This is a genomic window from Bifidobacterium asteroides (assembly GCF_048001765.1).
GTDB lineage: Bacteria > Actinomycetota > Actinomycetes > Actinomycetales > Bifidobacteriaceae > Bombiscardovia > Bombiscardovia asteroides_K.
Window position 1 is genome coordinate 74,274 of the sequence record NZ_CP181447.1, and the last position, 19,364, is coordinate 93,637.

General features: G+C 62.5%; 13 protein-coding genes. 7 read left to right on the forward strand and 6 right to left on the reverse strand.

What is annotated here, in order from left to right:
* Positions 1 to 18: 18 nt before the first annotated feature.
* Positions 19 to 2,139, forward strand: a complete 2,121-nt coding sequence (locus tag ACNAOV_RS00265; RefSeq protein WP_416517473.1) for an alpha-galactosidase — start codon at positions 19 to 21, stop codon at positions 2,137 to 2,139.
* A gap of 45 nt (positions 2,140 to 2,184) precedes the next feature.
* The gene (locus ACNAOV_RS00270; protein ID WP_416517474.1) at positions 2,185 to 3,822 is read left to right on the forward strand and encodes a glycoside hydrolase family 36 protein; all 1,638 of its coding nucleotides are present in this window, start codon (positions 2,185 to 2,187) and stop codon (positions 3,820 to 3,822) included.
* Positions 3,823 to 4,305: 483 nt separating this feature from the next.
* Here the strand turns inward: ACNAOV_RS00270 and ACNAOV_RS00275 are convergent, their stop codons facing one another.
* A complete protein-coding gene (locus ACNAOV_RS00275; protein ID WP_416517475.1) occupies positions 4,306 to 7,560 on the reverse strand; it encodes an InlB B-repeat-containing protein in 3,255 nt (1,084 codons plus the stop codon).
* Positions 7,561 to 8,181: 621 nt separating this feature from the next.
* A complete protein-coding gene (locus ACNAOV_RS00280) occupies positions 8,182 to 10,941 on the reverse strand; it encodes a phosphoenolpyruvate carboxylase (RefSeq protein ID WP_416517476.1) in 2,760 nt (919 codons plus the stop codon).
* 306 nt (positions 10,942 to 11,247) lie between these two features.
* Here ACNAOV_RS00280 and ACNAOV_RS00285 point away from each other — a divergent pair, with 306 nt between their 5' ends.
* Positions 11,248 to 13,002: a threonine/serine ThrE exporter family protein gene (locus ACNAOV_RS00285; protein WP_416518102.1), complete on the forward strand. Its 1,755-nt coding sequence runs from the start codon at positions 11,248 to 11,250 to the stop codon at positions 13,000 to 13,002.
* Here ACNAOV_RS00285 and trpS read toward each other — a convergent pair.
* A complete protein-coding gene (gene trpS / locus ACNAOV_RS00290; RefSeq protein WP_416517477.1) occupies positions 12,999 to 14,084 on the reverse strand; it encodes a tryptophan--tRNA ligase in 1,086 nt (361 codons plus the stop codon). The genes ACNAOV_RS00285 and trpS overlap by 4 nt on opposite strands.
* 153 nt (positions 14,085 to 14,237) lie before the next feature.
* Here trpS and ACNAOV_RS00295 point away from each other — a divergent pair, with 153 nt between their 5' ends.
* Entirely contained in the window at positions 14,238 to 14,621 is a 384-nt protein-coding gene (locus tag ACNAOV_RS00295) for a DUF3073 domain-containing protein (RefSeq protein ID WP_211120213.1), read from the forward strand.
* Positions 14,622 to 14,627: 6 nt separating this feature from the next.
* Here ACNAOV_RS00295 and ACNAOV_RS00300 read toward each other — a convergent pair whose 3' ends face one another.
* Positions 14,628 to 15,047 (reverse strand): sterol carrier family protein, encoded by a 420-nt coding sequence (locus ACNAOV_RS00300; RefSeq protein WP_416517478.1) that lies wholly within the window; start codon positions 15,045 to 15,047, stop codon positions 14,628 to 14,630.
* 133 nt (positions 15,048 to 15,180) lie between these two features.
* A complete protein-coding gene (locus ACNAOV_RS00305) occupies positions 15,181 to 15,411 on the reverse strand; it encodes a hypothetical protein (protein ID WP_015021110.1) in 231 nt (76 codons plus the stop codon).
* A gap of 153 nt (positions 15,412 to 15,564) precedes the next feature.
* Between ACNAOV_RS00305 and ACNAOV_RS00310 the strand changes: the two genes are divergently transcribed.
* Entirely contained in the window at positions 15,565 to 16,326 is a 762-nt protein-coding gene (locus ACNAOV_RS00310; protein ID WP_416517479.1) for a rhomboid family intramembrane serine protease, read from the forward strand.
* A 392-nt stretch (positions 16,327 to 16,718) separates the two neighbouring features.
* Here ACNAOV_RS00310 and crgA read toward each other — a convergent pair whose 3' ends face one another.
* Positions 16,719 to 17,138 (reverse strand): cell division protein CrgA, encoded by a 420-nt coding sequence (gene crgA / locus ACNAOV_RS00315; protein WP_416517480.1) that lies wholly within the window; start codon positions 17,136 to 17,138, stop codon positions 16,719 to 16,721.
* Positions 17,139 to 17,228: 90 nt separating this feature from the next.
* Here crgA and ACNAOV_RS00320 point away from each other — a divergent pair, with 90 nt between their 5' ends.
* Together ACNAOV_RS00320 and ACNAOV_RS00325 are read left to right on the forward strand one after the other, a co-directional pair.
* Positions 17,229 to 17,981, forward strand: a complete 753-nt coding sequence (locus tag ACNAOV_RS00320; RefSeq protein WP_416518103.1) for a DUF881 domain-containing protein — start codon at positions 17,229 to 17,231, stop codon at positions 17,979 to 17,981.
* Entirely contained in the window at positions 17,982 to 19,097 is a 1,116-nt protein-coding gene (locus tag ACNAOV_RS00325) for a class E sortase (RefSeq protein WP_416517481.1), read from the forward strand.
* The last annotated feature ends 267 nt before the right edge of the window (positions 19,098 to 19,364 follow it).

The window sequence follows — 19,364 nt, forward strand, 5'->3', positions numbered from 1 at the left end:
AAGGAGTTGGTGACACCCATGATTGTCTTCCCGGGGAATGACCTTGGTGGGCCTGAAACTACCCGTCTGGCACTGGCCTCCCCACGGCCTGGTGGAGATCTGCCGAAGGTGCTTGGCGTGCAGGCTGCACCATGTTTCGACGGCTGCGGAGGTGCGGAGATGACCAACCTCAATACTTCTCTTCTGCTTGAGCACGCTACGGGTGTCTACCTGCATCCCGGCCTGACCGGGTATCGGATCGCCCAAGGTCCCGAGGGTATCCGAGCTGGTCGTTCCTGGTCGCCTCGATTCCTGGTGGAAGACCAGCCCGAGCAGACCGTCGACTCGCTGACCATCAAGGCCCGTGACGATGATGCCCGGCTTGGGTTGGAGACCAGGGTGGAGGCTATGGCCGGCGGCTCCCTGCGGATTCGCCATACCCTGCGCAACCTGGGCACCGATTCCTTTTTGCTGGAGGGCCTGGAAGTCCGCCTGCCCCTGGACGACCAGCAGACGCAGATTCTGGACTTCGCCGGCAGGCACGAGCGTGAGCGCAGCCCCCAGCGCCATGACCTGGCCGACGGGGCCTGGGTGCGTGAGTTCCGCTGGGGCCGCACCGGCTTCGAGGGGCCCGTGGTCATGGTGGGCACCCCAGGTTTCAACTTCCATCACGGCAGGGTGCTCTGCGTCCAGCCGGCCTGGAGCGGGAACACCGTGCTCCGGGTGGACCGGAACAGCGCCACCCCGGCCGGCGTCAGCGCTGGCGAACTCCTCCTGCCAGGTGAGGTGGTCCTGGACCAGGGCCAGGAGTACAGCACGCCCTGGATCGTGGTCACGGCCTCCGACCATGGCATGGATCCAATCATGAACAGCCTGCACGCCTGGGAGCGCACCCTGCCCGAGCATCCGCACGAGCAGCCGGTCATCCTGAACGTCTGGGAGGCCATCACCTTCAACCACGACTTCGACACCCTGCGCGACCTGTCCGACCGCGCCGCCCACATCGGGGTGGAGCGCCTTGTGCTGGACGACGGCTGGTTCCACCTGCGCCGGGACGACAAGGCCGGTCTGGGCGACTGGTGGGTGGACCCTGCGGTCTGGCCCCAGGGGCTGGAGCCTTTAGCTGATTATGTCCACAAACTGGGGATGCAGTTCGGCCTCTGGTTCGAGCCGGAGATGATCAACCCGAATTCGGACGCTTTCCGCGACCATCCTGAGTGGGTCATGAGGGCATCCACCAGAAACCCGGAGCTGCAGCGCAACCAGCTGGTCCTGGACCTGACCAACCCCCGGGCCTTCAACCACGTGCTGAAGGCGATGACCAAGGTTCTGGAGTCCTGCCAAATCGACTATGTCAAGTGGGACCACAACCGCGACCTTCTTGAGGCTGGTTCCCAGGCCCACGGTGGCGCGCCTGCCATCCATGAGCAGACCCTGGCCTACTACCGTCTGCTGGACATCCTCCGCGCTCGCTTCCCCAAGGTCGAGTGGGAGTCCTGCGCCTCGGGCGGCGGTCGCATCGATCTGGGCGTGATCGAGAAGATCCGCCGCTTCTGGAACTCCGACATGACCGATGCCCTGAGCAGGCAGATGATCCAACGCTGGACCGAGCAGACCGTGGCTCCCGAGTATATCGGCGCCCATGTTTCCCAGCCCTCCTCCCAGCAGACCGGCAGAACCTACAGCCTGGATTTCCGCGCAGCCACGGCCGTCTTCGGGTCCATGGGCATCGAGTGGGACATCCGCCGGGCCAGCGAGGAGGACCTGGAGCGGCTCAAGGAGTGGATCACCTGGTACAAGGCCAACCGAGGCTTCCTCCACTCCGGCCGCGTGGTCCGCCTGGACCTGGCCGACCCTTCGGTTCTGGCTCATGGCGTGGTGGCCCCCGACTGCAGCCGTGCCATCCTGGCCCACGTCCAGTTGGACGAATCCCAGCATAACCGTGGTGTTTATCTACGTATTCCCGGCCTGGACCCCAAGGCCCGGTATCGGCTGGCCTGGACCGGCCCCGCCAAGCCCAGGGCATCGCTGGAGCCTCTGGATCCGACGGGTCCGCTGGGAACCGCCGAGGTCACTGGCACCTATCTTGAGCGCGTGGGCATCCGCATACCTCGCTGCCAGCCCGAGACCATCTGCCTGATCGACTTGGTCCGGGTCTGACCCGCCGCCATCTGCCACACCACAGGGATGAAGGAGCACTGAATCATGAACCCAACCAGCCTTAGCCTGGGAGAGCCGGACTGGATTACGCTGACCACCGATGCCGACAGGGAGACGGCACCCGCAGGCAGGCCCTTCCGCATAGCCCCCGATGCGAGGATCAGCCTCAAGGGCGAATCCGCTCTGACGGTCAGCCTGACCGCTGGCTCCACCCCCATCCGCTCTCTGGCCCTGCGCTGGACCAGGCCCATGCCTGCCGACGACCTCTACCTGGGCGATGCCTGGGAGCGTGGCTACGGGCGAATGGGTTTCCAGGCCATGCGTGCCAACCGGTTCATGCCCTGGTACTTCCTGGCGTCGGGTCAGGAGCAGGCCGAGGGGTATGGGGTGGCCACCGGTGCCAACGCCTTCTGCTTCTGGCAGGTCGATACGGCCGGCATCACCCTCTTCATGGACCTGCGCAACGGCGGCAGTGGCCTGGTGCTGGACGGGCGGCAGCTTGAAGCGGCCACCATCATCTGCCTGCAATATCCGCTCCGGGAGCGGGCTGGCGGCCCGGTCTTTGCTGTGGTCAGTGACTTCTGCTCCCGGATCAGCCGCAAGGGCCTTATGCCCCCTGAGCCGGTCTACGGGAGCAACAACTGGTACTATGCCTACGGGGACTCCAGTCGCTCCCGGATTCTTGCTGATGCCGAGTATCTGGCCGACCTGACCCAGGGCAACGCTCACCGCCCCACCATGGTTGTGGACGACGGCTGGCAGGACCACCACCGGCTTGAGGACTACAACGGCGGCCCTTGGCGGCGTGGCAATGAGAAGTTCGGCGACATGGGCGCTCTGGCCGACCAGATCAAGGCCATGGGCATCAAACCCGGTATCTGGTACCGCCCGCTCCTCAACGAGGACGAGGCCATCGCCGACCAGTTCAGACTCCCTCACAACGGATGCCTGGACCCCTCAAACCCGCAGGCCCTGGACTACATCCGCCAGGACATTGCCCAGTTGGGGGAGTGGGGCTACCAACTGATCAAGCATGATTTCAGCACCTTCGACCTGCTGGGCAGGTGGGGTTTCCAGATGAACCCCTGGCCCAGCCCGGACGGCTGGCACTTCTACGACCGGAGCCTGACCAGCGCCCAGGTGGTCAAGCAGCTCTACCGGGCCATCTTCGAGCAGGCCACCGAGGCCGGGATGCTGGTCCAGGGGTGCAACGTGGTCGGCCACCTGGGCGTCGGCTTCATGCAGATCAACCGGACCGGCGACGACACCAGCGGCCTGCAGTGGGAGCGGACCAGGCAGATCGGGGTCAACACTCTGGCCTTCCGCCTGCCCCAGAATGGGAGCTTCTACGCCACCGACGCCGACTGCGTGGGCATATCCGACTCAATCGACTGGGAGCTCAACCGTCAGTGGATGGACCTGCTGGCGCGAACCGGCACTCCGCTCTTCTTCTCGGCCCGCCCCGGCAGTCTGACTGCCGACCAGGAGGACCAGCTCAGGCAGGCGCTGGCACTGGCCTCGACCGGCAGCTCCCATGCCATTCCGTCGGACTGGCTGGTCAACGACTGCCCTGAGATCTGGACTGACGACAGCGGCACTCGCCGATACTCTTGGTATCAGCCGGCTGGCCTGGAGTTCGCGGACAAGCCCGAGCGCTACGACGGGTACCTTTCCGCCGTTTAAAAGTAGATGGCGACCGTGCTCGGTTGGGATGGGCACGGCCGCCAGTTCGCCGGATTGCAGTGATGGGAACCCGGCCTTACTCGTGCGAAGTACAGTGGGGAATATTCGATAACTCCATTTACAGAGCCTCCCAAGAACTCTGCCGACTGTCTCCCCAACAGACGGTGTATGTCATCCGTTTCTGCGTCTTTGTACAGTGATACAACCTTATCATCGCGCAATGACTATGACAGCCTGATTCAGTGTCGGCGGAACTCATGGCGGCGGAATGAGTAAACAGCGGCCGGGCTGGCCGTGCTTCCTCCTCTCCCGGCCGGGGACGGGGGCGTGCATGCCTGCCCTCGGCTTCCCGCCTGCAGAAGTGTGGTGGGGGCGCGGGAGGGAAGTGTCGGCTCTCTTGGGGTTTGAGCCTTCAGTGACACTTTTCCCCCTGCCCCCTGTGTGGGCCGAGGGCGTGGGGATTGATACGCCGTTCGGCCCGTCTTACTCGTGCGAAGCGTGAAGCAGCTGGTGTGTTTCCTCCCTGTGACGGCGGGACGCCAGCACCCCGCCCATGGTTGTCATGCTGGTGGCCAGGGCCAGCAGAATGCCTTCCCCACCGGCACGTGGAAGCACGCCGGCCGACAGGTACGTGTATCTGAGGGATGTGTCGGGCTGCTGGGGTGCGCCGCCCAGCGTGTAGTCCACGCTGACCGTGACCGTGGCCGGCAGATGTTCAGGTGTGAGCACGGTGGCGCTATTGCTATCGCCGTTCGTCATGCTTAATGCGGGAGTCTGGTCGAATCTGACGCCGGTGATCACCGGCGTCAGATTGAACACCACCGGCACAGGAACAGACTTATACGTACTGTAGCCGTCCGTGTTGTCGCCGAGCTGGCCATATTGATTGTTTCCCCACGCTTTGGCGTTCCATTCCGCGCCGATTGCCAGTGAATGCTCGTATCCGGCGCTGACCTGTGTGGCTTTGAGTCCTTTGCTCTTGTCGGCGGGGCTGGCGGGGTCGCGCACGTACGCAGGAACAGTCGTATACCCACCGTAGCCGACCGTGTTGTCGCCGAGCTGGCCATAGTTGTCGTTCCCCCAGGCGTAGGCGTAGCCGTCGCTGCCCAGGGCCAGTGAATGAGCGTATCCTGCGCTGACCTGTGTGGCTTTGAGTCCTTTGCTCGTATCGGTAGGATTGGTGGGGTCGCGCACGTGCACCGGAACAGTCGTATACGCACCGTAGCCGCCCGTGTTGTCGCCGAGCTGGCCTTGGCGGTTCCATCCCCAGGCGTAGGCGTAGCCGTCGCTGCCCAGGGCCAGCGAATGCTCGTATCCGGCGCTGACCTGTGTGGCTTTGAGTCCTTTGCTCTTGTCGGCGGGGCTGGCGGGGTCGCGCACGAGCACAGGAACAGACGAATCCGTTGTTTCGTTGTTACCAAGCTGACCATTGCCATTGTACCCCCATGCGTAGGCGTTGCCGTTGCTGCCCAGGGCCAGCGAATGATTGCCTCCGCCGCTGACCTGCACGTAGGTGAAGTCTACGGGCGCGTCTGCAAGTTTCTCCACTTTGACTGGCGTAATCTGGGTGGTGGTCGTCCCGTCGCCGAGCTGGCCATAGTAGTTGTATCCCCAGGCGTAGGCGTTGCCGTCGCTTCCTAGGGCCAGCGAATGCCGCTCTCCGGCGCTGACCTGCACGTAGGTGAAATCCGCAGGCAGATCCGGATACGTCTTGCGATCAGGCTTCCTCACCATGACTGGTGTAGTCTGGCTGGTTTTCGTCCCGTCGCCGAGCTGGCCAGAGCTGTTGTATCCCCATGCGTAGGCGTTGCCGTCGCTGCCCACAGCCAAGGAATGAGAGCCTCCGGCGCTGACCTGCACGTAGGTGAAATCCGCAGGCAGATCCGGATACGTCTTGCGATCAGGCTTCCTCACCATGACTGGTGTAGTCTGGCTGGTTTTCGTCCCGTTGCCGAGCTGGCCAGAGCTGTTGTATCCCCATGCGTAGGCGTTGCCGTCGCTGCCCACGGCCAAGGAAAAACGAGAGTTGTAGTCTTTACCTCCGCTGACCTGGCTGAACCTGATGCCACGGGTGGTGTTTTCTGGCGGGATGATGGTGGTGGATTCCCTGCCCAGCTGGCTGCCCTTATTAGGGCTGATGCTCCACTTGGTGTTCCGGCTTTCCGGCGTCCACTTGGCGGTCAGGGTCAGATCCTTGTCGACGGGTCTGCTGAAATCATAGGCGACCTGCCCGATGAACCACCCGTCGAACAGGAAGCCCTTACGCGTAGGGTCAGGGGATGGCCGCTTCGCCCTGCTGTTCGGTGCAGGGAAATGCTGGTCTGCGGGTCTGGGGCTTCCTCCGTTCGCATTGAAGGTGACGGTGTGGGTCATGCCCTGCCTGTCGTCTCTGGTCAGTGTCTGGTCGACCGTGTAGTTGAGGCTCCTGGTGAAGGGCTGGCCGTCCTGCCTGCCGGTGATGGTGATGGCGGCTTCTCCCGGCTTTCGGTCGGGTATGTCCGTCTGCCAGGAGTCGCTGTACTTAGTAAATTTGAGCGGCTGGCCGTCCATGCTTACTGATTCCAAGGTGAGGGCGTTGCTGGTGTCGAGCTTGGCTGGCTTGCCGGGCTGGCCCTGCTCGTCCAAGCTCCACGCGAGCATGCTGCCCTGCCGGTCGATGGCGGTGATACTGCTGCCGACAGCGGCGGCTTGTGTATAGGGTTGTTCCCTATTGTCTGCCCGGATGAGTGTTTCGTCGGGCTTCCAGCTCCAGATACGGCCATCCGTGCTGGTGATGATGGCCTGGTCCTTGTTGGCTGTGAGCTGGCTGGCTTTCATGCCTTCCGGCAGGTTGACGGCTTTGGCGCTGGTCGTGCTGTCGGCCAGATGATAGGCCTGCTCGTTTGTGTCCAGGAGGAGGAATCCCTGGTTGAGGGCTTGGGTTTGGGTGATGCGCATGCCCTGGTCTTGCCTGATGCGTTCGGGCTTGACGTTGGCGGTCCTGCTTGCGTCCCAGGTCCAGGCCTGCCCGTCGGAGTCCAGGGCGAGGATCCGGCTGCCGGAGGCAACGGCGGTGACGGCCTGTGCCTTTCCGGGCAGGCTGGTCTCGGCCTGCTCCAGGAATTTCGGGTTCAGGTCCTGGCTGTCGGCATCATTGGCCCGGTAGATGTGGATTCGTCCCTGCCGGTCCACTGCCAGGAGCCGGTCATCGTTCATGCTGATGCTGGTGAACCTGGCATTCTGGTTGGGGCTGATAATCGTGGGTGCCGCTTGTCCGCTGGCCCATGTGTAGATGTGCTGGTCGGATCCCAGTGCGGCCTGCCATCGGCTGCCGGCTGCAACCTGCAGGTAGTGGAACCCGTCGGATGTCTGGGCGGGGGAGGGCACCTGCACGGTTGTTCCATCCTGCGCCCAGGTGTAGATGCGGCCGTCGCCGGTCAGGCCGAGAGTCTGCTCTCCTGCAGTGTGAATGCTGGCGAACTGAGGTTCCTGCGGGTTGGGTGGGCTGATGGTCAGCCGGGTGCCGGTGGCGGGCCCGTGGTCCGGGCTCAGCGTCCAGTCCGTGGTCTTCGACCACTGGGCTTTCAGCGTCGTGTCCTGGAGGATGGGGGTCTGGAAGTCGAAGGGCTGCCCGTCATGGGTCCATCCGTCGAACCGGAAGCCCTCACGTGCAGGGTTCTGTTGCGGGGGAGCGGCGAGGGTGCCGGTCTTCACGCTCACCGGTGTGGGTGTGCTGCCGTCGGCGGGGTCGAAGCGCACCGTGTGCGTGGCTTGATCATCGGTATCGGATGGCTTGGTTGAAGCGGATCCTGTGGTGTCGGGCGTGCCTGTTGAGGGTTGCGGAGTGTTTGGGCTTGGTGTCGTGGAGCTCAGCGGCGAGGAAGGTGTCAGTGGTGATGGTGTGGGCAGTGGGGTATTGGTTGCGTTGCTGGGGAGGGTGCCGGGGGTTTGCTCAGCTACGCGAGGGGTCTGACGACCCCCCCCCCCCGGTGAGGATAGGAGCATCCGCGTTGGCGGATGCGACGCCCAGGCCTGCCAGCAGGCCCAGCAGGACGATCGCCGTCGCCAGTGCGCGACGCAGTTGGGAAACCAGATGCATGAAACCAAAACCCCTTCACCAACACCAGGCGGGATCAACGCCGCCTGTCTAATAAAGTTCTTCCTGTCGGAAAGCCACCCATTGCTCAATACCAGCCCGTACAACAGACTACACGAGCCATGACAAAAGCCAGTTGTCTTCTCGACATCCCCTGCTTTTCAGCCTACCACCCAACCCACAAACAACACACGATCACATCAAAAGCACTTGGATACGGCGAGGCCCCGCCTCCTGCTATCTGCAAGAGAACGGGGTCTCATCCTTAAACCGTCAAGCGGAGATCAGCCGGTGTTCTGCAGTCCGGCGGCGACTCCCGAAACGGTGCAGAGGATCAGGTAGATGAAGTCGGCCTGTTGGCTCTTGCTGAGCTCCTCCTTGTCGTTGCGGCGACGCAGGGCCCGCAGGGCGCGCACCTGGGTCACCGACAGGGCGTCCACATATGGAGAGCGGATCCGGATGGCCTGGCCCAGCACGTGGCGGTGCTGCAGGGGCCACTCGTCGCCCACAATCTGCAGAACCCATTTGCGGGTCAGTTCCATCTCCGAGAGGACCTTCTGGCTCAGGTCGTCCCGGTCTCCCAGGGAGAGGTACATCTTGGCGATGCGCTCGTCGGTCTTGGCCAGGCTCATCTCGATGTTGTCGATGAAGGTGCTGAAGAGCGGCCACTCCTCGTAGGCCTGACGCAGGGTCTCCAGGTCGCCGAACTTCTCGCAGGCGGTGCCCAGGCCGTACCAGGCGGCCAGGTTGATTCGGGCCTGCGCCCATGAGAAGACCCAGGGTATGGTCCGCAGATCGTCCAGGGACTTGGCGCCCAGGCCGCGCTTGGCCGGCCGGGAGCCGATGGGCAGCAGGCCGATTTCGTTCAGAGGCGTCACGATGGAGAACCAGGGGGCGAAGTCCGGCGTGTGGAGCAGGTCCAGGAAGCGCTCGTGGGCTGCCTGGTCCAACTTGTCGGCCATGTCCGCGTACTTCTCGGTCATGGTGGTGTTGCGTTCCTCCACGCTGGGCGCGGACTGGAGCAGGGTGGCTGCAGCCACGGACTCGATGTGGCGGATGGCCAGGACCGGGTTGCCGTAGCGGGCGAAGATGACCTCGCCCTGTTCGGTCAGCTTGAACCGGCAGTTGACCGAGCCCACAGGCTGGGCCAGCACGGCACGGTTGGCGGGGCCGCCTCCACGGCCTACAGCGCCGCCGCGTCCATGGAAGAGGGTCAAGTCAATGTCATGGCTCTCGGCCCACTTGGCGATGCGCTCCTGGGCGGAGTGCAGGGCCAGGGTTGCCGAGACGGGGCCGGCATCCTTGGAGGAGTCGGAGTAGCCCAGCATGACCTCCATCTTGTTGCCGGTCTCCTTGAGCCGGGCCTGGACCTCGGGGATCTTGATGATCTCCTCCAGCACGTCCACCGAGTTCTGCAGATCCTCCAGCTGTTCGAACAAGGGGATCACGTCGATGACCGGCACATCCTCGGCATGCTCGAAGGCCAGCCGGTTGAGCTCGTAGACGTCCTTGACGTTCTGCGCCGACTTGGTGAAGGAGATGATGTAGCGGCGGGCGGCCTTCTGGCCGTTGCGCTTCTGGATGGCTCCCAGGGCCCGGAAGGTGTCGAGTACCTCATGGGTCATGGGCTGCAGCTCGCCGCGCTCGCCGTGCAGGCCGTGCTCGCGGATGTCCTCCAGGGCGCGGGCGTGGACCAGGGAGTGCTGGCGGAACTCCATCTCCACCATGTGGAAGCCGAAGGTCTGGGCCTGCCAGATCAGATCCTGCAGGGGGCCGTAGGCCTGGCGGACCGCGCCCGCCTTGGCCAGGGAGTCCTGGACCACGCGCAGGTCGGCGATGAAGTCGTCACAGTCGGCATACATGAGGTCGGCATCACGCTGGATGGTGGCCTGCAGACGGTCGGCGATGACCAGGACCACGGCCCGGTGCAGCTCGTTGTGCGAGATGGTGGTGGCCCGGTCGGTCAGGCGCTCGCTCATCTCCTTCTGGTGGCTCCACAGGCTCCTCAGCTCGGGGCTGGGGGGCGTGGTGGTCACCTCCATGGTCATATTGCGGCCCACGGTGGTGGTGGCCTTGACCAGTGCCTCGAGCATGTGGTCGGAGAACTTGCGGGCCACCTTGCGGGAGACCTTGGCGGTCACGTTGGGGTTGCCGTCACGGTCGGAGCCGATCCAGCTGCCCGGGTGGAAGAAGGCGGGGCAGACGGGCTTGACCATGCCGGCCTTCTTGCCCAGCATCCAGTCATCAAAGCGGCGGTAGACCCTGGGAATGGTCTCGAAGAGCGTGGCGTCGAAGATGTCCAGAATGGTATTGGCTTCCTCAACGGGTGTCGGCTTCTTGGCTGCGATGGGCGAAGTGCGGAAGAGGGCGTCGATCTCGTTGTGCAGCAGACGCTCGTTCTCCTCCAGCTCGGAACCGCCCAGACCGCGGCGGACGGCCAGCAGGTTGGCGATGCGCCGGATCTTGCCCTCCACGGCCTTGCGCCTCGCCTCGGTGGGGTGGGCGGTGAAGACGGGGTGGAACTCCAGCTTTTCCAGCAGCTCCGAGGCCTTGGCCGGGCCCATCTCCTGAAGGAGCTGGCTGTAGGCGCTGGTCATCTCGTTGATGGGGTCGGTGCCCTTGGTTTTAAGGTCCACCTTGCCTTCGCGCTCATGCAGGACCTTCACCCGGTAGTTCTCCTCGCAGAGGTTGGCCAGATGGAAGTAGGTGGTCAGGGCGCGGGCCAGCAGCTGGGAATCCTTGACGGATGTGTCGTCGATCAGGGCTACGGCCTTGGCCAGGCCGTCCTCGTCAGGCACGGGGTCCGAGGGGTGGCGGTTGAAGTGCTCGGCGCTGGCCGTCATCACGTCCTCGCGCAGGGAGTCGAAGCGTTTGAGCAGCTGTTGATCGAATTCCCCCAACACATCCCTGAGCAGCCGCAGGCACAAGGCCATGTCCTCATCCAACGATTGAGGTAGCTTGCGTTCCTCCGGTCCCTTGGTCCCGGTGCCGGATGTGACCAGGGTCGCATCGGCAGCCGTGATTTGCTGATTACTATCTGTCATCAGTCCTCCTTATCGAGCCGCAGGTTGCCCGGTCTTCGACCATTCCACGGCTCCTCCGCGGTTATTGGTGGTCGGCGTTGCAGGCCCACAGCCTTCGGTTCGATGGCTCGCGGCCCATTCTAGGACGCTTTCTGGTCAGATTCGTTTCATGGTCCTATGCGGCGGTGCTGCGGTAGGTGACCCGGATGGAGTATGAATGTGGGTGTGAAATTCAAGAGCAGGAGTTCCAAGGACAGCTATCGAGGCAGGGCCGCAGCCGCGGTTAGTCGGGTCAACAAGTACCACACCCACTCCATTCCGCTGGATATGGAGGACATTGAACGCGATTACGACAAGCCCATTGTCGATGCCTGCATCGCGGCCAAGACCAGCCTGATTGTGCGGGTGGGCATGCTGGAGCTGGGAGCCGGCACGGGAAGCTTCCGTGTGCGCGAGATGATGCACAGGATCGCCTACCCCATGGGCGTGCATGTGCGGGCCGACGTGAACCTGACCGACATCGAGGCCACCTGCACGGATGGCGTGTCTCGGATTACCGAGGTGGTGGACCTGCCCACCACCGGGGTCAACACCGAGCGGATCTGGCTCCTGGAGCACTTCGCGGACTGGCTCAGCGTCAAGTGTGGGCAGGCGGGGACCTACCACACCATGACGGTGGTCTCCCGGGAGCTGGTGGACAACCTGGATGAGCCGAACGTCTACGCGGCGGCCCGCAAGGCGGTCAAGGAGGTGCTGGCCCAGGACCAGGAGGCGGCCAAGGCGCTCAAGGATGCGGTGGCCACCGCCGTGCACAACGAGGACGAGATAAGCCAGAGCCGAATCGATGCGGCGGCCATAGACACCAGGACGGCCGCCGGTCTGGGCACCGTAGGCTCCACGCCTCGGCCGGATGATTCCGAAGGCTCCAAGGTTGCTTTCGCTTCTGCTGATGCCGTGGATAAGAATTCAGATTCGGGTGACGCTGGTTCTGCAACCACTGAGTCTTCTGCAACCAGCCAAGGGCGCGACTCTGCGTCTGGGCGGCCTGCCTCTTCTGATAAGTCCGCGTCATCAGAGCCGCAGGCAACGAGTGGCATCACTGTCCGGCAGGCGCATGAACGCCTGGACCTGATCGAGCGACGTAAACCCCTCTATTCGCCCCTCTTCTCGGGCTTCGCCTCGGCCGTGGCCTGCGCGGCCTTCGTCTTCCTGCTGGGCGGCGGTCCCTACGACATGGCCGGAGCCTTCGTCGGCGCTGGCATAGGCCAGTGGGTGCGTCGTCAGATGCTGGGCAGGCGGATCAACCAGTTCTTCGCCACCGGGGTTGCAGTCATCATCGCCGCACTGGCCTGCGTCGGCACGCTGAGGCTGGTGGGTATCTTCGACCCGGTGGCCCTGAGGCACGACACGGCTTACATCGGTGCCATCCTCTTCGTCATTCCTGGTTTCCCCCTGGTCACCGGTGGCCTGGACATCGCCAAGCTGGACTTCCCCTCGGGGGTACAGCGCATCACCTACGCCTTCTCGATCATTTTGGTGGCCACGCTGGGTGGCTGGGCCGTGGCGCGGATGGTCATGCTCAACCCGCAGGGTTTTGAACCAATGAATCTGAGCCCCTGGCTGATGGCCGGACTGCGCATGATAGCAGCATTCTGCGGGGTCTGGGGCTTCTCGGTTCTCTTCAACTCACCCCAGCGCATGGCCCTGGTGGCCGCCGTCATCGGTGCCCTGACCGATACCATGCGCCTGGAGATGCAGGACCTGCTCCACGTCCCTCCGGAGATGGCCGCTTTTCTCGGTGCCTTCCTGGCCGGCATGCTGGCCACGGTCTGGCGCTCCTCGGTCCGTCACGGCCTGCTGCCGCCCCACCTGGGCTACCCAAGAATCAGCCTGACCGTGCCCTCCATCGTCATCATGGTGCCTGGGTTGTATATGTACCGGGCCATGTTCTACCTGGGGCAGTTCAATACACTCAACGCCCTGGACTGGGCCTTCCGGGCCTTCATGGTCATCATCTGCCTGCCCATCGGCCTGGTCACTGCCCGGGTGCTCACCGACCGCTCTTGGCGGTACGACGTCTAGTAGCGCATGCCCATGGCCGAGCGGACCTGATCAAGGGTCTCCTCGGCTATCTGGTTGGCACGCTTGTTGCCCTCGACCAGGATGTCGCGCACGGTGTCCATGTCCTTGGCCAGCTCGGCACGGCGCTCACGGTGGGGTGCCAGGAACTCGTTGACCGACTTGGTCACGTAGGCCTTGAGGGCACCCGAGCCGGCGTTGCCGATCTCATCGGCGATGTCCTCGGGCTTCCGGTCGGTTACCAGGCCGGCTGTGGTCAGCAGGGCCGAGACCTGGGGGCGGTTCACGGGGTCGAAAGTGATTTTGCGCTCAGAGTCGGTGGGGGACTTGCGGATCAGCTTCGCCGTCTCCTCAGCGGTGGCGCCCAGCATGATGGAGTTACCGTAGGACTTGCTCATCTTGCGGCCGTCCAGACCCGGAATCTCAGGGGTGTCAGACAGGATGGCATCAGGTTCGGGGAAGACCGGGGCCTGGCCGGGGTAGCGCTCGTCGAAGCGGCGGGCGATGGTCCGGGTCAGCTCCACATGCGGCAGGTTGTCCTTGCCGATGGGCACCACGTTGGCCTTGCAGAAGAGTATGTCGCAGGCCTGGTGGACCGGGTAGGTCAGCAGCAGGCCGGTCAGGGCGTGGCCGCTGGCCTCCATCTCGGCCTTGACGGTGGGGTTGCGGTGAAGCTCGGCCTCGGTCACCAGGGAGAGGAAGGGCAGCAGCAGCTGGTTCTCTGCAGGGGTGGACGAGTGGGTGAAGATCATGGTCTTCTTGGGGTCGATGCCCGCAGCCAGATAGTCCAGCACCAGGTTGAGCACGTTGTCGCGGATGTGCTCCGTGGTGTCCCGGTCGGTGATGACCTGGTAGTCGGCGATGACGATGTTGGTGTGCACGCCGCGATTCTGCATCTGGACGCGCTCACGGATGGAGCCGAAGTAATGGCCCAGGTGGAGCCTGCCCGTCGGGCGGTCGCCGGTCAGCATGGTGTAGCGGCTCGGATTCTTGTCCAGCTCGGCCAGCACCTGGTCGGACCGATGCTTGGCGGCTCTGAAGCTGTCGCTGATCTCGTTGCCTGCCGCTGTGACTTCTTCCTGCATGGTCCCACCCTCGTCGTCGTGCCGAATGTCCTTCTGGGAATTGCTTTTATGGTAAAAGTCCGAGCCGACAAGATGCGTAGGTGGTACTCTCATAAATGATGCAAATTCACATTCAAGTTGCCTAAGTGCACGTTACCTGGCGAAGGGGGTCGGATGGGCCGCGGACGTCAGAAGGCTAAGCAGACGAAAATAGCCCGGAAGCTCAAATATCTGACAACGGACACGGATTACGACGAGCTGGCCAAAGAGCTCAGCAGCAAGGAACCCGGAACCAGGGGCAAAGATCCCTTCAAAATGGTTGAAGAGGAGTACTCCAAGCCGGATTCTCGCAAATCGGGGGGCCAGGACCCCGAAGACTCCACGGACGATGATCTGGACGATTACGCCCGGTGGGCCGCCGAAGCTGCTGCCAAGGCCACCTCTGGGGAGATGCCGGCCACGCCCAAGCCGCACAAGCGCATACCCATTCCCGTGCCCAGTGCGCTCAAACACCACAAGGATCAGAAGACCGCAGCCAAGGGGTCGTCGAGCAAGTAGCCGACCTCATACCAGGGGCAGCAGCTCGTGCAGGTCGTCACGCTCACCCACGGCGCTGATATGCCCGGCGGCGGTTTCTTCGCTCCAGCTGGTGATGCCGGCGGCCAGCCGCAGCCAGACATCCGGGTCCAGCTCAATTACGTCGGGCGGGGTCAGGTTATGCGGGTCGGATGCCGGTCCATCCAGAATCTTGACGGCCCCCCAAGGAGCCACCCTGACCTCTACACCGGGGCCTGGGGCCTTGATCTCCAGCATGTGCAGGGAATAGCGGACAGCCATGGCCTTGCTGCGCCTGGCTGTTTGTGGGGCCACTGACAGGCGGTCACCCTCCGGGCCCAGATTATCTGCAGCCTCCTTGGCCGCGTCCCGCCAGGCCAGAAAATCCCGGCGGCCCTCTTCCATGTCTGCTTCCCGTATGGCACTCATGGCTCTATTGTGACGCGCCGCCCCAACAGGCGTGTCCGGCAGGTTGCGGTCAAGCCAAATTCAGGCATGAAAAAAGGAATCCGTTGCCCTCACGTCCTTGACGCTGGGTCGGATTCCTTCCCGACCGGAACGGTCAGGCCTGTGCGCCCGCTTGCAGAGGGGTCTCGGGATCCTCAGACCCCTTGTCCTCCTCATCCTTGGCCAGGCCCAGGTCGACTGGCGATGAGCTGTTCTCCCAGGGCTCCTCCCAGGGATCGTAATCCGGGTTCTGCTGCTTGTATACGAACAGAGCGACAACGCCGGCCAGCAGCGTGCCGAAGAGCAGTGCAAAGAACTTCCAGCCGTTTGAAGATGAATTCTCCATGTTTGGCTCCTTTCGACGACTTTCGTCGGTCCTGCCCACTTCGACCGACCTAGTCAACATCCTAGTAGAAAGCGGCGAACTGTGGGACGCATCGGTGCCATTGCGGCACGGAAACCGCACACCCCGGCCGGACGGTCAGGTAAGGTAAGGTTCATGGTCAATGGCACGGGCACCGGTTTCACAGGCGGAGGAAACGGTCGAGGGCCGCTGGGATGGATCCGGCGGTACTGGGGTGACCATGCTCCGGTGGTGACCATAGCCATCACCCTGATCTGCATAGTGGCCTGGGTCATCCAGATGGCCCTGTACCTGCTGGCTCCGCTTCGCTACCAGCGGCTTTTGCTGGGATACTGGGCCTTCGTGCCGATTACGGCCATTCATGATCCCTGGATGTTTGTGACCAACATATTTTTGCACGCCACCAATGTCTCGCACATCCTCTTCAACATGATCACCCTCTGGGTTGTGGGGCCGGTGCTGGAAAATCTGATAGGGCATGGGCGTTTCCTGGCCCTCTACATGATCAGCGGGCTGGGCGGAGACCTGGGGCTGATGGTCTATGCGGTCCTTGCACCCAATGGATGGGGCACGTCGGCCATCGGGGCCTCGGGCGCGCTTTTCGGACTCTTTGCCGCCATCCTGGTGGTTTACCGCCGTCTGGGGATTGACATCATTTCCTTGGTGGTCTGGATGGGCATCAACTTCTGCATGCCCCTGTTTGTGCCCGGCATCGCCTGGCAGGACCACGTTGGTGGGTTCATAGTCGGCGGCCTCTTCATGCTGGCCCTGCTGCACATAGGCCGGCCTGGTTCGCGTGTGCATGGCCTGCTCTCCTGGCTGCTGCCCACCCTGATTTTCCTGGCGGCCCTGGTCCTGCTGGCTCTGGGCTGCAACATGTTCAACCCCATGCGCTGAAATCAGTATCTATCTGTTGCTGACCGCCTGTTGTCGACTGCCAACTATTTCGTCCCCGGTTCGGGTCTGGTAATTGATAAATGACATGGATGTCATCTATCCACATTTGTTGACAATCGTGTGGATAACCTGGGAATAAGTATTCAGAACTGGTGCATATATACCTAGAAAAAGTGGATAAGTGAACGAAGAATCCAATCAGCAGTAGGTTTGTGGACGAGTGTACTAGACCGTCCACGAGGAATTCGGGCGATTGTGGATAACTTTGGCTTGAGCCTCGCATCGGTGGATGAATTCGCACATGCCTGACGCTCAGGTGTGGACGGGTATACAAAGAACCCCACAGCCGTGCCTGAACGGTTGCGGGGTTCCTGAAGAGTAATGCAGTTGGATCAGTGCCACCACATGGTCATGAGGAAGCCGACCAGCAGAATGCCAAAGCCCACGGCCAGGTTCCAGTTGCCAATGCCAGGGATGGGGAAGACGCTACCTCTGACGGAGGAGATGTAGTAGACCACGATCCAGACCAAGCCCACCACCATCAGCGTGACGAAGAGGGGCACGAACCAGCGTGGATTGGCCTTGGTGTTCTTGATGGTGTCCTCCATGCGACGGGTGTTCTCTTCCTGACGCTGCACGATGCGGCGCATCTGTGGTGTCATGTGCTTTTTGTCAACGCTCTGGTTGAGCACGGCCTCCACTTTGTCCATGGACAGGCCGTACTCCTCGTCCTCGGCATCCTCGCCAGTGTCGGCGGTCTTGGCCTTGTCCACCACCTGGTCCTCGTCATCATGGAGTTGATGCTCTGCCATGAGGTTATTCTCCTTCAGTAGATCTACTAAGCCATAGTAGCGGTTAGACTCGAACGTAATACTATCGCAGACGAGGATGAGGGTATGCCTATGACCAGACGGACGGGACGGCACGGTGCGCGCAGGTCCCTGGTCGGCACAGTGTCCGTGGCTGTGGTGTTGGCACTGGTCGGGTACATGCTGACCACCAACATCCGTGTCAACAGGACGGTCACGGTCACTTCGGACACGGCCGGACTGGTGGAGGAGCGCGAGAACAAGGCTGCTGAGTTGCGCAAGGACATCAATGACATGAGCTCGCAGATCAACGCGCTGAAGACCCTGACCGACGACAAGGGCAGCTCGGACCAGGCCCGCGAAGACCCAGGCTCGGGTACGGTGCTCAAGGCCGTCCAGGGGCCGGGACTGACGGTGACGCTCAACGATTCCCCGCTCTGGCAGCAGAAGGTAGGTTCTGACGGGTCGACGGCCAACATCAACGATTACGTCATCCACCAGCAGGATGTGGAGAGCGTGGTCAACGCGCTCTGGGCCGGAGGAGCCGAGTCCATGCGGATTCAGGATCAGCGGGTTCTGCCCACAACAGCAGTGCGATGCGTAGGCAATGTGTTGCTGTTGCACGGCCGAAAGTACTCGCCGCCATATAAGATTTCAGCCATAGGACCAGTCGACAGGATGACCAAGTCCCTGAATGCTTCGCCATCCATCCGGATTTACAAGGAGTATGTGAATACGGTAGGTCTGGGTTGGAATGTCGAATCTTCGGATAATCTGAGATTCCCTGAGACGACGGCTGTCCTACAGCCACTCCAGTACGCATCGGTAGATGAGAAGGCACGGTAAATGACGACAGAGGACTCGGAGAACGACACAACGCCGGTCGATAAACCGGCGGATAAGCGGCGAACCTGGCTGGTGGGCATTGCAGAAATCGTGGGGGAGCTGCTGATTACGCTGGCCGTCGTCTGCGCACTCTATGTGGTCTGGCAGCTCTGGTGGACCGGCGTGCAGTCCGAGCATCAGCAGTTGGAGGCCCGGGCCTCGACCTCCTGGAGCAACCCGGGATCGGGCGACACCCGCAAGGTGGCCAAGCCTCAGAAAGGGGCGCCGCCGGTGCAGCCCAAGCAGGCCTCCGAGGGTGAACTGATAGCCCAGGCCTATATTCCTCGTTTTGGACAGCATTGGGAGCGCAACGTGGTCCAGGGCACGTCGCCTCGAGAGCTGGCATACGCAGGGCTGGGACATTACCCCAATACGCAGATGCCGGGCGAGATGGGCAACGTGGCCATTGCCGGACACCGCGCCGGCTATGGTGAGCCGCTGGGCCATGTGGACGAGCTGCGTGTGGGCGATGCCATCGTCCTGCGCACCAAGGATTACTGGTACGTCTACCACTACACCCGCTACAAGATCGTAGGTGCCGACGAGGTCAGCGTTATCGCTCCCAACCCTTATTCGCCCAAAGAGGCTCCTGACCGGCGCATGATCACGCTGACCACCTGTGAACCCAAGTACACCACGGCCACCCACCGCTGGATCAGCTGGGGCGAATTCGACTACTGGGCCAAGGTGTCCGACGGAGTGCCCAAGGAACTGCTGGGCGACCGCGGCAGCGATGTCGCCTTTGCAGACGACAAGGGCTCGGTCATGGCCAGACTGGGTTCTCTGCAGCCGGTCTTCCTGGTTTTGGCGGCAGCCTACCTGATCATCTACCTGGCGGCCCTGGCTGCCTGGCGTTACCCCTTGCTGCGGCAGATTCGCAAGGGCGAGAAGCCTCAGCCCATGATCAGCCTCTACGGCTGGCTGCTGCGGCACCAGTCCGGAATAGCTCCGATTCGATGGCTTCTGCTGATTCTGCTCCTGCTGGCTCTGGCCTGCGCCCTGATGGAATGGGGCTTCCCATGGTTGGCCAGCAACGTGCCCATGCTCAGACAGATGTCCAACTACTCCACCTTCTGACCTAGGGGGTGTAGAAGAGCGGCGGGGCCGCAGGATTCAATGTGATCCTGCGGCCCCGCCGCTTATTGCTGCCACAACTTTGCCGACTGCCAAAAGTGACTGCCCAAGATTTATCTAAGTCACTTCTATGGCCATGGTTTGATAGCCATGAATTTTTGGTCGTAGTACAGGTGACGCCAGCCTGGCGGTCGAGGCAGATTCGTCACGGCGTGGCGATGCGACTTGGCAAGGTCCAGTCTGGAAGTTGTGCATTAGTCGTTATGAACC

Bases quoted from the DNA above. Each gene is read 5' to 3' on its own strand.
- ACNAOV_RS00265 (WP_416517473.1), top strand. From the start codon at position 19: ATGATTGTCTTCCCGGGGAATGACCTTGGTGGGCCTGAAACTACCCGT.
- ACNAOV_RS00270 (WP_416517474.1), top strand. From the start codon at position 2,185: ATGAACCCAACCAGCCTTAGCCTGGGAGAGCCGGACTGGATTACGCTG.
- ACNAOV_RS00280 (WP_416517476.1), bottom strand. From the start codon at position 10,941: ATGACAGATAGTAATCAGCAAATCACGGCTGCCGATGCGACCCTGGTC.
- ACNAOV_RS00285 (WP_416518102.1), top strand. From the start codon at position 11,248: ATGGAGGACATTGAACGCGATTACGACAAGCCCATTGTCGATGCCTGC.
- trpS (WP_416517477.1), bottom strand. From the start codon at position 14,084: ATGCAGGAAGAAGTCACAGCGGCAGGCAACGAGATCAGCGACAGCTTC.
- ACNAOV_RS00295 (WP_211120213.1), top strand. From the start codon at position 14,238: ATGGGCCGCGGACGTCAGAAGGCTAAGCAGACGAAAATAGCCCGGAAG.
- ACNAOV_RS00300 (WP_416517478.1), bottom strand. From the start codon at position 15,047: ATGAGTGCCATACGGGAAGCAGACATGGAAGAGGGCCGCCGGGATTTT.
- ACNAOV_RS00305 (WP_015021110.1), bottom strand. From the start codon at position 15,411: ATGGAGAATTCATCTTCAAACGGCTGGAAGTTCTTTGCACTGCTCTTC.
- ACNAOV_RS00310 (WP_416517479.1), top strand. From the start codon at position 15,565: ATGGTCAATGGCACGGGCACCGGTTTCACAGGCGGAGGAAACGGTCGA.
- crgA (WP_416517480.1), bottom strand. From the start codon at position 17,138: ATGGCAGAGCATCAACTCCATGATGACGAGGACCAGGTGGTGGACAAG.
- ACNAOV_RS00320 (WP_416518103.1), top strand. From the start codon at position 17,229: ATGACCAGACGGACGGGACGGCACGGTGCGCGCAGGTCCCTGGTCGGC.
- ACNAOV_RS00325 (WP_416517481.1), top strand. From the start codon at position 17,982: ATGACGACAGAGGACTCGGAGAACGACACAACGCCGGTCGATAAACCG.